This is a genomic window from Paludibaculum fermentans, from assembly GCF_015277775.1.
GTDB classification, from domain to species: domain Bacteria; phylum Acidobacteriota; class Terriglobia; order Bryobacterales; family Bryobacteraceae; genus Paludibaculum; species Paludibaculum fermentans.
Window position 1 is genome coordinate 3,478,680 of the sequence record NZ_CP063849.1, and the last position, 13,796, is coordinate 3,492,475.

Below are 13,796 nucleotides of genomic sequence, written 5' to 3' on the forward strand. Positions count from 1 at the left end.
TCCCATTCAGGGGCCATTCGCGAACTGACGACAGGCGCCTACTGCACGTCGAGCATAACGACGGACTTTGCGGGAAGGACAACCTTCAGCTTGCCCGCTTCGATGCTGGCGCCGGTGAAAGCCGCGGGCTTCACAGCCGTGGGCTGATCGAACGTGTTGTGCGTGTTGATCTCCGGGGCAGTGAGCACGCGTCCGGTGACGGAAGCAGCGGTGATACCGGCCAGCTCAGCCGTGACCGTCACGGCAGCGTTGGGATCAACATTCACCAGGCCGATATGCATAAGGCCATCCTTGCCACGCACCGCGGTGGCGCTCACGGCGGGCAGCGTCGAGCCGTCTTTGCTGTACCAGGGTGATTTGACGTCGATGGGCAGAGCCGTGGCGTCCTGATAGGCCTTGAACATCTCGAAGACGTGATAGGTCGGCGTCAGCACCATCTTCTCGTCCTTCGTGAGGATCATGGCCTGTAGTACGTTGATCATCTGGGCGATATTGGCCATCTTGATGCGGTCAGCATGCCTGGTGAAGATGTTGATGTTCAGGGCGGCCACGATAGCGTCGCGCAGGGTGTTCTGCTGGTAGAGGAAGCCGGGGTTGGTGCCGGGCTCTGTGTCGAACCAGGTGCCCCACTCATCCACGGCCAGCCACACCCGCTTCTGCGGATCGTATTTGTCCATGATGGCGGCGTGCTTCGTGATGAAGCCATCCATGCGCATCGTGGCCTGGAGGGTCGTTGCGTATTCGGATTCGTCGAACACCGTGGCGGAACCCTTCACGCGCCAGTTTTTGGTGATCGTGTAGTAGTGGAGGCCGATCGCATCGAAGTAGCGGCCGGCGTCACGCATCATGACTTCCATCCAGTGGTAATCTTCATCGGAGGGGCCGGAAGCGGACTTCAGGATTCTGACGCCCGCGGGGACCTTGATGAAGGTGGAGTAGCGGCGGGTGACGTCCGCTGCATACTCGGCACGCATGTTGCCGCCGCAGCCCCAGAGTTCATTGCCCAGCCCGATGTAGGGCAGCTTCCAGGGATCCTTGCGTCCATTCGCCGCACGTTCCGAGGCAAGCGAACCGGCCGGTGAAGTGACGTACTCCACCCATTCAGCCAGTTCACGGGGCGGAGCAGAACCGACGTTCCCGCTGATGTAGGGCTCAGCGCCGACGAGTTCAGCGAAGTCGAGGAACTCATGGGTGCCAAACGAATTGGGCTCGGTCACTCCGCCCCAGTGCGTGTTGATCTTGACGGGACGCTTGGCGCGCGGCCCGACGCCTTCCCGCCAGTTGTACTCATCGGCGAAGCAGCCGCCGGGCCAGCGGATGACGGGGACCTTGAGGTCACGCAAGGCTTGCAACACGTCGTTGCGATAGCCGCGGGTGTTCGGAATCTTCGAGTTCTCTCCAACCCAGATGCCGCCATAGATGCCTGCACCGAGATGCTCGGCGAACTGGCCGAAAATCTGGCGGTTGACTTGGGGACCGGGTTGGCCGGCCTGGATGGTGAGGCTGGCGGAGAGGGGTTGCTGGGCAGAGGCGGAGAAAGCCGCGACGAGGAAGGCGATCAGCGTTCGGATAGGCATAGTGCTCTTCTGGAGTGCTTACATTCTATAGAAGGAACGGACCCGGCGCGCTACCACCCGCGGCCGGCCGCGGTTTCCCCGGCCGGAACCCTTGGACTCTGCCTTCCCTCCGTGTAGGTGGTTGAAGCAATTGTCAGAGCCCAAAACCCGGCAGGAGGAATACATTGCGGAGGGCGGTCACCTGCCGCGCCCCGGCCTATCTGGAAGACCGGTTGCCCCTGGCGAGTGCCGCCGCCGCTGGGAGAGGAATGCCCTCGCACATCGCCGTCACGCGCGGCTTCAGCCTTTCTCATTGCGGATTTCCCTTGCGCAAAGATATATCTTGCGCTATATCTTGAGATATATCGAAGACAAGGAGAGTGAGTGATGTTTGAACGATTCTTTGGAATGCACGAAGCCCACGCAGCGCCGGAGCGCTGCTTCGCCAGGCGGCCGGGTTTGGGCGGCCCTGGCGGCGGACCCGGCTTCTGGGATCGATTCCAGGGCGGACCGCGCGGCGGATTTGGCCGTGGTTTCGGCGGCGGCCGCGAACGGCTGTTTGAGGGCGGCGATGTCAAACTGGTCGTGCTGAAACTGCTGTCTGAGCAACCCAGCTACGGCTACCAGTTGATCAAAACGATGGAGCAGCGGCTGGCCGGCGGTTACACGCCCAGCGCCGGTGTCATCTACCCCACCCTCACAATGTTGGAAGAGGAGGGACTAACCAGTTCGTCGACCGAGAACAACAAGAAGGTCTACGCGGTCACCCAGGATGGACTGGCATTCCTGGAGGCGAACAAGGATCGGCTCAGTGAGCTCTTTGAGCGCATGGACGAGGCCGGCAAGGGCTTCCAGCGCGGCCGGTCTCCGGAGATCATGCGCGCTTTCATGGAGTTGCGGAGTGCCGCGGTGGCGCGCCTCTCGTCCGGGCAGGCGACGCCGGAGCTGACAAAGAAGATTGCGCAAACAATCCGCGCGGCGGCGCAGGCAATTCAGGAACTCTGAGCCCCGCCATGGCCTTCGAATCCTCTCAGCACCAATAATTCAAAGGAGATAGCTCAATGCCGAACGAACCAGCTTCCGTCCACGACGAATTCACGCAAATGTACGCCGGCAACCCGCCGTGGGAAATCGGCCGGCCACAGTCGCCCTTTATCGAGGCCGCCGGCCAGATCATCAGCCCCGTCCTCGACGCCGGCTGCGGCACAGGCAATGTGTCCCTTTACTTCGCGGCCCTGGGACACCAGGTGACGGGCATCGACTTTGTGGAGGAGGCGATCCTCCGGGCCCGAGCCAAAGCCGCCGCGCGCGGCCTGCCTGTCCAGTTCGAGATCAAAGACGCCATGACCCTGGGTGAATGGGACCAACGCTTCGCCAGCGTGATCGACAGCGGTCTGTTCCACATCTATCACGGGCGGGAAAGAGAACAGTACGCCCAAGGCCTGGCCCACATCCTGAATCCCGGCGGCCGTCTCTTTCTGTTCGGCTTCAGCGACCAGGAGCCGCCGCGTCCCGGCAGACCCGTGGGCCTGTCGCGGCGGGAGCTCAGCGACGCCTTCTCCGACGGTTGGACCATCGAATCCCTCAACCTGGTGCGAGGGGAGTTGAACCCCGCTTTCCTGGCCGAGTCCCCGCAGAGTGCAGGGGACGGTGGTCCGCTGATGTGGTTCGCGGTGATTCGGCGCGCAGCGCCGGGGGTCGAACTTTGAGGCCTCGCAGGGAAGGCCAATGGGCCTGCCTGGACACCCGCCGGACAAAGAAGTAGTGAATATGAACCAGCTAAAACGGTGTCGCCCACCACGCCATGGTAAGGAACAGGCACCAGGATGTCTCGTTTTATCAGTGCATTGGAAAGGGAGGCGGATTCCATGCGACTTCCATCCCGAAGAGATGGAGATTAGCACTCATTTTGGTTGAACTGGTGAACAGGGAAACCTCTATGAACATGCTCAAGACGCTCTTTTTCGCCGCTGCCCTCACCATCGCCAGCCTGACACCAATCTACGCAAAGTCGTATGATTTTTCACTTTCGGCCCCGGCGACTGCCGGAACCGTCAAGTTGGAGCCCGGCCGCTACACCGTGAAGGTGGACGGAACCAGTGCCACGTTGATCCTGGCCAAGAACAACAAAACTATTGAAGTGCCCATGAAAGTCGCGGAAGGAACCACGAAGTTCAAGACCACGGCAATCAACACGAAAAGTGGCGGAGCCATCGTCGAACTGACCTCCATCGATCTGGGCGGGTCCAAGATGAAGGTGGAATTCAGCAAGTAGCCCCGGCCGCATGCCAAGGATCTTCCTTGGACCTGCTCGCCGGAAAATGAGAACGATCCAGGAGTCTGTCTCTCTCCGATCCTTACCAACCCCCACCGCTGATGACCGGCCGGGACAGCGTGCCCAGCGTGTTGCGCGCGGAAGCCGGCCATCGGGTTGTGAGAGACAGATTCCTGGAGTCAAAACCCACCGGGAGCAGCCTGTGCCGGTGTTCCGCGATTAGCGCTGCGCGAACTCGAGCTCATAGACCTGTGGGCTGTTGTGATCCAGGGTCCTGAGTGGGGATCCGTAGTTGGACATACCAATCCCGTGCAGGAATCCGCCCAATTCCCCTACCGGCAAGTCGGATACAATCTCGGTCTTATTGCGGCTAACGTCGTAACGCATCAGATGGTTACGGGCGAGATAAAAGATCGACTTCCCATCCGGCGACCACACCGGCCAACGGCATTGCAGGTCGGACAACTGGACCCACTTCCGGTCCTCGAAACGATAAAGCATCAGGTTGCGCGTTCCAATCAGTCGCAGGGCGGCTACCATTGTGCCGTCCGGAGACCAGCGCGGACTGAACAATCCATCCGATCCATCAAACTTCGACACCTTGCCCGTCTGCAGGTCAGCCAGTCGCAGATAGACGTTTTCCCGCGCACTGCTGGCGCTGACGCCGAACATCAGCTTCCGCCCATCCGGCGACCACGTGGGATCACTCTGCGATCCGGCGTCGGACGGGACAGCCAGGCGCATCGCTCCGGTGTCTGTATCCACGATGTACGTCCGCATCGGCTTGTCCGGGGCCTCCTGCGCGGAGAAGGCGATGTTATGGCCGTCAGGGGACCAGCGCGGCAGCAGCGGCACCATCGGCGGGCTGGTAAATTGGATGGGCCGCGTCCCATCCGACTGCCTAACCCACAGTGAGCGCTGGGGATAGCTCACGTATGCGATGCGTCGGCCATCGCGGGCATACTCGGCTTGTTCGGCCGAAATCCCATCCAGCACAGGCACCCAGGTCTTCGATGTCATGTCGAAACTCTGGAGTTCCCCCAACCGGTCGATGCCAATGGCGTGGAACTTGGCCCCCCCTTGCGACCTTACATAGCTCGAGAACTCCGGTTCGTCGGTGGTGAGCTTCGTGGGCTGCCGGGGGCCCGGTTGAAACAGGCTCGGCTCAGGCATCGCCCAGAAATTGCCGCCAGAGGATAAAAGCCCAAGTTTGCCCTCCAGGGCCCAACCGGCCGGCACAAACGTGGGAGCGTCCCATTCCGGCGCCAACCGGCGGAGGCGGGAACCATCCGTCCGAACCTCCCAGGCGGAGGCCTGTCCCGAAAGCGGATCCCGCCGGGAGAACCTGAGGTGATCGTCGCTGCGCGACCAGCTGACGGAATCGACGAAGCTGTCCCTGAGCTCGATGACCCGTTGGGCGGGCGCACCATTGCGAGGGGCGATGTACAGCTCGCTTTCCGTCGAGAACGCAATCTGGGTGCCATCAGGGGAGAATGCGGCCGAGGTGGCCAGGACGCTCCCGACCCGCCGCGCGGTTCCATCCCCGATGCGCAGGCTCCAAAGCGGCCAAAGCTTTGTGCGGCCAGAAGTTGACGTTGCCGTCAGCAACAGTTCCTCACCATCCGGCGACAGATCGTGGAGCGTGCAGTCGGGCCCGGGCAGCGTGATGGGCAGCTTCATGGGCAGTCCGCCGCTGGCCGGTAGCTGCGCGATGAACTGCTCTCCACGGTAGCCGGCCAGGAAATAGAGGCGGCTGCCATCGGTCAGGACCGGCGGAACCTTGCTGTAGTTATCCGTGGTGAGTTTGCGCCAGTGCGCCGACGGCACGGACGGCTGGGTCCACCGCAAAGCAAGGAAGGCGCCCGCGGCCACGCTCAGGCCAACGACCGCGAGAATCCACTTCCACCGGATATGGCTGGGTTGTGACTCCACTACCGGGGGTGCTTCCGCCTCGATCGGCCCTATAAATCGATATCCGCGCCCCGGCAGCGTTTCGACGTACCTGGGGTTGACCGCCGTGTCGCAAAGCGCTTCCCGGACCTTGTTCACTGAACGATTGAGCCCCTGCTCGAAATCCCCGGCGACATCATCGCCCCAAAGGATCTGCCGCAACTCCTCGCGGGTCACCAACTCGCCCGGATTGCGCAGCAGGGCCACCAGAATGCGAAACGGCTGATCCGCCAGTCGGATGCGAATTCCATTCTTACTGAGTTCACCAGTCCGCACATCCGCCGCAAACAGGCCGAACTTGATGACCGAGTCGCGGTCGCCGACAGGCTCCCACGACCTTTTTGTACCAGACAGCATCTATCTATTCGATGTCTTCTTCGGTCTGGAGGTTACAGGATGTTGCCTGTAATCATCAACTTCCCCGGGGAGTTGATGTAACGAAATCGAGTTACTCCGCTCAGGAGACAGGTACTTGTCCCATTGACCGATTAGGGACTAAATGAATCCCTACAGCGGATTTAAGGCACCCGCCAGGTCGTCCATCACTCGCTCTCAGTCCGTCAGCCTGACCACTTCCTCAACAAGCCCGTGCTCACTCCACTGATGGACGGCCAGTTGCCGGTAGAAGCCCAGCGGCTCGGTCCGCACGAACGCCCGCACCAACCCAAGCGCGGCGGCAGGGTCTTGCTGGCCCAGCAGCCAGCGGGCCCGCTCCCCCATTTCGTTGTACCGGACCAGTCCTTCCTGGAAGAGGACAGATAACGCCTCCACCCGGCTGTCAAACTCGCCTTGAGGAATCTGACCATCCGCCACCCCAAACGACTGAACAGCGCGTTGCAGCAGACGCCGGTGCCTCCGCAAGTCCCGCTCTCGATGGCTCGGAGGGATGCGGCAGAACAGCCGCAGCAGCTTCAGCGCCTCAGGAAGGCAGGCCTCGTAGACGTGCTTCAACCCCAGGCGAATGCGCAGTTGGGCCTCCGCGTACCGGCTGTGATGAAGGAGAATCTCCACAACCTGAATCTGGTGACACAGATAGTTGGACTGGCAGGAGAAGGGCAGATCGTCGCGTTGACGCAGGCTGCGCCAGGCAGCGGCCAAATCGCCGGCCTCTTCCTGGATCCCGGCCTGCATTGCCAGGGCGTTCCCCCGGAACTCATTCAGTCCCTCATGAACCCGAGTTCTCCTCAGGAACGACTGCACTTCCAGCAACGCCGCATCCAACTCGCCCTGATGCCAAAGGCGCACCGCCCGGACCGCCACGGCACGCCACTCCTCGTGCTGACTCTCGGAGACAACGCACGCCGGACATCGGAGAACCCGCTGCCGTCCGACCTGTACTTCTGTCAATCTTCGACGCCGCTTCCCACACACGCCGCAGCGGACTTCGCCGGGCATGCCCAGCCGGATTCCGGCGGTTGCTTCGGCTTCCGGCCGCTGAACCTCCAATCTCTTCGCCATCCGCAGTTCTCGCATTCACGATAGCAACCATCCGAGCCCCCGCACCGGCAAGCTCCGCCCCCGCCGCAACACCCCCTCCGCTCCGCTAAGCTGACATCCAGGACCCATCGCGCCTGGCGCCCAATTCAATATCCGGAGACCTTCGATGCTCGACACCCTCCAGCAAACCCTGCGCCAGGCGCTCCGCTCGCTCCGGACCTCTCCAGCCGTCACCGGCATGGCTGTCCTCTCTCTGGCCCTGGGTATCGGCGCGAACACGGCCATCTTCAGCCTGATCAACGCCCTCATGCTGCGGACCCTGCCTGTCAGCCACCCGGAACAACTTCTCCAGGTCACCATGGACTCGCCCCAGTTCTTCAGCAATCCCCTGTGGGAGCGGATCCGCGACCGCCAGCAGGTCTTCGCGGACCTCTTCGCCTACGGCCGCTGGCGCTTCAATCTCGCTTCGGGCGGTGAAGCCCGCTACGCCAATGGGATATTCGCTTCCGGCCAGTACTTCGACACCCTCGGCGTCCGGCCGGCCTTGGGACGCGCCCTGACGTCGGCGGATGACTGGCGGGGCTGTCCAGGCGCGGCGATCCTCAGTCATGGTTTCTGGCAGAAAGAGTACGGAGGCCAAACCGGCATCCTGGGCAAAACGATCTCGCTCGACGGACACCCCATTCCCATCGCCGGGGTCACCGGAGCCGGCTTCACCGGCGTCGATGTCGGCTCCACCTTTGACGTGATCGTGCCGCTCTGCGCGGAAAAGATCCTGCATGGAGAGACCAGCAATCTGGACATCCACGCGGCTCCGGGCAACTACAATACGCTCTACGCCTGGCTGCGCCTGGTGGGCCGTCCCAAAGCAGGCATCAGCCCCGATCAAGCCACGGCGCAAATGAAAGCACTGGCGCCGGGCATCTTTCAGGCCACCGTGCCCTCCCACTGGCGCGCGCCGGAACAGCAGCGCTACCTGCAGCGGACACTCGTCACCAACCCATTCGCCACCGGCCTCTCCTATCTGCGCGAGCAGTACCTCGACGCGCTGATGGTGCTGATGGGCATCGTCGCGGTAGTCCTGTTGATCGCCTGCGCGAATGTGGCCAACCTGCTGCTGGCTCGCTGCGTGGCGCGGCGCCGGGAGTTCGCCATCCGAATGGCCCTGGGCGCCGGCCGCGGCCGCCTGATCCGGCAACTGCTGGCGGAAAGCCTGCTGCTCGCCGGACTAGGCGCCCTGCTCGGCTTGCTCTTCGCCAACTGGGCTACCAGCGGCCTGCTGGCTATTCTCGACGTGCCGCTGGATGCGGCCCCAGACTGGCGTGTGCTCGCCTTTACCGCAACTCTGGCCTTGCTGACCAGCGTGCTGTTTGGACTCGCGCCGGCATGGAGAGGCACGCCCGTCTCACCTTACGCGGCGATGAAATCGAATTCGCGCGATGTGATCGAAGGCTCCAGGTTCAACACGGCGCGGGCACTGGTTGCCGTGCAAATCGCCCTGTCGCTCCCGCTGGTTGTGGGCGCCGGCCTGATGCTCACAACCCTGTGGAAGCTGCTGGGCAGTGAGACCGGCTTCGCGAAAGACCAGGTACTGTTGGCCAGTGTCGACCTGCGCAATGGCCGCTATGCCCCGGAACGCCGCCGCGGCGCCTACCTGCAAATGCTGGCGAAGTTGCGGGCCTTGCCGGGCGTCCGCGCCGCCAGTGTTTCCAACCTGACACCCGCCTGCGGCTGCGCGTCCACCCGCGAACTGGCTCTCGAGGAGGCGCCAGGCCGGACCGCTCCCGTCGTCGCCGTGGACAGTAACCTCGTCAGCGAGGGCTTCTTTGAAGCACTCGGCACCACGTTGACCGCCGGCAGGGACTTCGACGCGCATGACACGCCGGACTCGCCCTCAGCCGCCATCATCAACCAGGCCATGGCGAAGCGCTACTTCGGCACGGATAGCCCGTTGGGCCGGCGTTTCCGGATCCAGAAGCGCAACACAATGAGCGATCCGGTCGAGATCGTCGGCGTTGTGGGCGATGTGCGTTACGGCTCGATGCGCGACACGGTCCGGCCCATTGTGTACCTCGCCTGGAATCAGGACCCTGAGCCTTATCCGATGACGAACTTCGAACTCCGCACCGGAGGCACGGCGCCCGCCGTATTGACCGGCGCGGTCAAGTCCGCCATCGCGGAGGTCAACCCCGCCGTGTCGATCGAATTCACGACCCTATCCACACGGGTGGAAGAATCTCTCTCCAGGGAACGGCTGATGGCCGTGCTCTCCGGCTGCTTTGGAGCTCTCGCATTGCTGCTGGCGGGCATCGGACTATACGGAGTCGTGTCCTACGGCGTGGCGCGCCGGACCAATGAAATCGGGATCCGGATGGCGCTCGGCGCGGAGCAATCGCGAATCCTGCGCATGGTCCTGCGGGAGGTGCTCGCCACGGCTTTCGCGGGCGTGGTGGCGGGCCTCGCCATCACGCTCGGCCTGACACGCTTCCTCACGGGACTCGTCTATGGCCTGGCCCCGAACGATCCGTCGACGTTCTGCCTGGCAGCCGCGATCCTGATCACCATCGCCGCCTGTGCCGGTTATCAGCCGGCCCGCCGGGCTGCGCGGATTCAACCACAGGCAGCGCTGCATGAGGAGTGACAGCCAGCCGGGGGTCCATTGAGAGGCTGAGCCTAAGGCGTGCCGTCACCAGGCTTGGGATCATCCCCGCCTGCGGTGCCCGACACCGCTTTCAACAGACCAATCAATTGCTGGATCTGGATCGGCTTTGAGAGGTAGCCATCCATGCCGGCATTCAGGCAGATCTCTTCATCGCCGCGCATGGCATAGGCGGTCATGGCATAGATCGGTGTATGGCTGCCCCGTTCCTGTTCCAGTTTACGAATGGACGCGGTGGCCTCCAGTCCATCCACCTCTGGCATCTGCACGTCCATGAGAACCAGATCGAACCGATCCTGCGCGAACATCTCCACGGCTTCTCGCCCATTACCCGCCAACACGGTCGCGTGCCCGCTCTTCTCGATCATGCGCATCGCCAGGCGCTGATTCACTGCGTTGTCTTCGGCCAGCAGCACCCTGAGTTTCCGCAGTCCAGGCTGCTGCCCCGCATCCTGCTCAGCCTCAACGGCAGCCGCACCCTGCGTCGGCGTCTTGTGGAACAGCGAGCCGATTGCGGCGGCCAGTTCCGCCTGCTTCACGGGTTTCAGCAGGTAAGCATCGATGCCGGCCTTGCGGCATTGCTCGATGTCTCCCGGTTCTCCCGCCGAAGTCAGCATCAGCATCCGGGTCGCCTGCAGGCCGTCGCGCTTCCTGATTCGGCGCGCGAGTTCGAAGCCGTCCATGGTGGGCATGTTGAAGTCGAGGATCACGAGGTCGTCCGGTTCACCGGCGGCCAGGCCCTCGTCGATCAGGGCGAGGGCTGAAGCGCCATCCTGCGCCAGCCGTGTCTTCATCTTCCACGCCGTGCACGTCTCGCTGAGGATTCCGCGATTGATACGATGATCGTCCACAATCAGCACACGCAAACCGGCGAAGCCAGGAATATCAATCTCTGCAGGCAGCACAAGCGGCCGCCCGATTCCGAACTTCGCCTGAAAATGGAACACGCTGCCGGGGCCGCCTTCCACACGTTCCTGGGCCACCCAGGGACTCTCCACCCAGATCACGCCGCCCATCAGATGCACCAGCTTCGAGGAGATTGCCAGACCCAGGCCGCTGCCGCCGAAGCGGCGCACGGTGGAACCGTCAGCCTGCTCAAATGGAGCGAAGATCCTCACTCGCTTGTCCGGCGGCACGCCGATACCCGTATCCGCCACCTGGAAATCCAGTACGGGCCCGTCAGCCTCCATTCGTTCCACTCGCACGCGCACCAGCACCGCGCCCACCTCAGTGAACTTCACTGCATTGCCGACAAGATTCATCAACACCTGGCGCAACCGCCCCGCATCCCCCAGAAGCGTGTCGGGTACGTCCGGGCGAATGTCCATCGCCAGTTCGATCCCCTTCTCATGAGCGCGGATGGCCAGCAGCCGCAGGCAGTCGCCCACGCTGTCGCGCAGGCTGAAATCACCGAACGTCAACTCGAACTTCCCGGCCTCGATCTTCGAGAAATCCAGAATGTCGTTCAGGATCGTCATCAATGCATCGGCCGATTCCTTCACCGTGGAGAGGTACTCTGACTGCTCCGGATTGAGGTTCGTCCTCAGCGCAAGTTCGGTCATGCCAATGATGCCGTTCATGGGCGTCCGGATTTCGTGGCTCATGTTGGCCAGGAATTCGCTCTTCGAGCGGCTGGCACTCTCGGCCGCGAGCTTCGCCCGGCGCAGGGCGTGGAAGCTGCGGGTCACCGCAAGAGTCAGCGCCGCAATCACCATCAGCGCCGCGAATGCGATCGCATGGAACACCGGCTGCCGGTACCAGGGAAGCAGGACCTGAAACTCGAAGGTGGCGCCTGCTCTGTCGATGTTCGCATTCCGGTCGGCCGCCCGGGCCGTGATGCGATGAGTCCCGCCCGGCAGGCGACGCAAACTCATGATGGGGTTCGCGGAGAACTCAGACCAGGCGCCATCGTCCAGGCGGTAGGAGAAGATCATTCGGGAAACGTCGGTCTTCTTCCACCGGTCAATTGCGGCGAAGGACAGGGCGGCATCGCCTTGGGGCGACACCTCGGCGCGATTGATGCCCTTCGGGATGAACGTCACAGGCGGCCCCTTGTCCGCTTCGGGATTGAACAGGCTGACGCCCTGCGCGGTGCCCGCCCAGATCCGGTTCCGGCTGTCCTCGAAAAGCGAATAAGAGACACCCGTGGGCAGGCCTTCATCCGTGTCATTCGTGATCAGGATTCCGTCCTTCAGACGGTGGATGCCGTTCGCCGCCGCGATCCAGATGGTCCCGTCGTGGGCTCGCATGACGTGCCGCGCACGCTCCAGGCCGCCGTGCAACACTGTCCATTTGCGGCCGTCCCACTCCGATACCACGGCGCGGCCGCCCAGCAGGAGCCGCCCCGGCGCCACCTCCGCCAGATGGAAGCCGCCCACGCCGGCAGGCCCCTCGGGATGCACCGTCGAAACACGCCGGCCCTGCTTCCAGCCCGAAAGCTCCAAGCCGCCACAGATCCAAAGGACCCCGTCGGCAGACTGCGCCATGGAGCGAACATCTTCGTCCAGGACGCCCTCCGGTAGTTGCTGGAGAGTGGAAAACCGCTCGCCATCGAACAGCTCGACATACTCGGTATTCTTGGCAGGGTCCTTCGTGATCACCAGCAGCTGGCCGTCATACCGCGTGCTGGCGGTGCGCACCATCCTGCCGCCGGGGTGGCTCACCCATCCGAAATGAGAGGAAGCCGGATTGAACGAAGCCAACTTGCCGTTCTCACAGAGAAAGTAGAACAGCTCCCCCATTGCGGCCACGCTCCCGGTGTGGAGCGTCTTCGGTTGCATCTCCTCTGGCAGCTCGTACCTCGACCATTGGTTGTGGTCGTTCAGCAGCAGCATTGATTCGTGGAGGAACCACAGCCGGTTCCTGTGATCCTCGACGATCCCCGAAACGATCTGATCCGACTCCGCGCCCTGGGGAGTCCTCCACATCGGCTCGAAGTGTCGAGCCACGCCCTGCGACGTAGCCACCCAGAATGTGGAACGCCCGTCGGGCACGGCATCGTAAATCAAACCGCCCATGGCGCCGTGCTTTTCGACTCGGGTCCAGCTTTCCCCCGTCTGGGTGTAGAGCCAGTTCCCTTCCTTTCTCCACAGCGCTCCACCACTGCGCCAACCCCATACGGGAGCACGGCCGCCCCGGTAGACTTCCGTCCACCGGCCATGGTCGAACTCCACCAGCACGGCCCGGTTCGAGACCTGCTCCCGGCCGCCCACCATCAGCACACCGCTGCCATCGGCCCACGGTTTGATCAACGCAGTCAAGCCCGCCTTGGCGCTGAGGAACTCATTCCACTGCACCGAACCTCGGGGACGGCAGGCAATGCCGTTGTCGAGAACCAGCCAGGTGGCGGACGCATCCGATATGACCGTGTTCAGCCGGCCCAGTCCGCTCTCGCTGCGCCACAAGGTTGTGGTTCTGCGGTTCGCGCTGTCATACAGGTACAGCCGGTCCGCGCCGGCCAGCAGCACACCGCCGTGCTCGTCCACAGCAATCCGTCCTGGACCCGACAGTTTCTCCTCGTCGAACCCGGGCACAACCTGTCGCACCCACTTTCCGCCTTCGAGGTGGAACAGCCCCCCCGAATTCAGCGCCCAGGCCTCGCCGGAAGCCGCCACCGCAAGGACCGAGCCGCGGCCCGGCGTCGGCAGGTGTTCCGTGCTGTATCCGTTCAGGATCGACAGATTCGACACGGCCCCGTGCACCACCCAAAGCCGCCCGGCCGGATCCAGGGTGATGGAGTGGGCATACGACTCGTTCATGCCATCCGAACGGTCCCAGGAACGCCATTCAGCCGGACCACTGCCCGGTGCGGCCCATACGGACAACGCGGCGCCCACGAGGCAAAGTGCCCCACGCTTCAGTTGCCGCGAATTGGTGCAATCCAGCATGTTCCGTTCGGTATGACGAAGTCAGGCGTTTG

Annotated in this window: 8 protein-coding genes; 4 read left to right on the forward strand and 4 right to left on the reverse strand. The window is 63.0% G+C overall.

Annotated features, from left to right (window positions below; genetic code table 11):
- Positions 1 to 38 precede the first annotated feature (38 nt).
- On the reverse strand, positions 39 to 1,577 hold the full coding sequence (locus IRI77_RS13555) for an alpha-N-arabinofuranosidase (protein WP_194452583.1): 1,539 nt from the start codon (positions 1,575 to 1,577) through the stop codon (positions 39 to 41).
- Positions 1,578 to 1,943: 366 nt separating this feature from the next.
- On the opposite strand from IRI77_RS13555, the gene IRI77_RS13560 reads away from it, so the two are divergent.
- The 3 genes from IRI77_RS13560 to IRI77_RS13570 all read left to right on the forward strand — a co-directional run bounded on the left by IRI77_RS13560 (position 1,944) and on the right by IRI77_RS13570 (position 3,831).
- Positions 1,944 to 2,561, forward strand: coding sequence for a PadR family transcriptional regulator (locus IRI77_RS13560; RefSeq protein WP_194452584.1), 618 nt, complete (start codon positions 1,944 to 1,946; stop codon positions 2,559 to 2,561).
- Between the two features lie 56 nt (positions 2,562 to 2,617).
- Positions 2,618 to 3,265, forward strand: a complete 648-nt coding sequence (locus tag IRI77_RS13565; RefSeq protein WP_194452585.1) for a class I SAM-dependent methyltransferase — start codon at positions 2,618 to 2,620, stop codon at positions 3,263 to 3,265.
- Between the two features lie 230 nt (positions 3,266 to 3,495).
- Positions 3,496 to 3,831 carry a hypothetical protein gene (locus IRI77_RS13570; RefSeq protein ID WP_194452586.1) on the forward strand — a complete coding sequence of 112 codons (336 nt, stop codon included), beginning with the start codon at positions 3,496 to 3,498 and terminating at the stop codon, positions 3,829 to 3,831.
- A gap of 219 nt (positions 3,832 to 4,050) precedes the next feature.
- On the opposite strand, the gene IRI77_RS13575 is transcribed toward IRI77_RS13570, so the two are convergent.
- Both IRI77_RS13575 and IRI77_RS13580 read right to left on the reverse strand, forming a co-directional pair.
- Positions 4,051 to 6,138, reverse strand: a complete 2,088-nt coding sequence (locus IRI77_RS13575; RefSeq protein ID WP_194452587.1) for a winged helix-turn-helix domain-containing protein — start codon at positions 6,136 to 6,138, stop codon at positions 4,051 to 4,053.
- Between the two features lie 195 nt (positions 6,139 to 6,333).
- On the reverse strand, positions 6,334 to 7,041 hold the full coding sequence (locus tag IRI77_RS13580; protein WP_194452588.1) for a hypothetical protein: 708 nt from the start codon (positions 7,039 to 7,041) through the stop codon (positions 6,334 to 6,336).
- Positions 7,042 to 7,384: 343 nt separating this feature from the next.
- Between IRI77_RS13580 and IRI77_RS13585 the strand changes: the two genes are divergently transcribed.
- The gene (locus IRI77_RS13585) at positions 7,385 to 9,859 is read left to right on the forward strand and encodes an ABC transporter permease (protein ID WP_194452589.1); all 2,475 of its coding nucleotides are present in this window, start codon (positions 7,385 to 7,387) and stop codon (positions 9,857 to 9,859) included.
- A gap of 32 nt (positions 9,860 to 9,891) precedes the next feature.
- Here IRI77_RS13585 and IRI77_RS13590 read toward each other — a convergent pair whose 3' ends face one another.
- Complete coding sequence (locus tag IRI77_RS13590) at positions 9,892 to 13,635, reverse strand: response regulator (RefSeq protein WP_194452590.1); 3,744 nt, start codon at positions 13,633 to 13,635, stop codon at positions 9,892 to 9,894.
- Positions 13,636 to 13,796 lie beyond the last annotated feature (161 nt).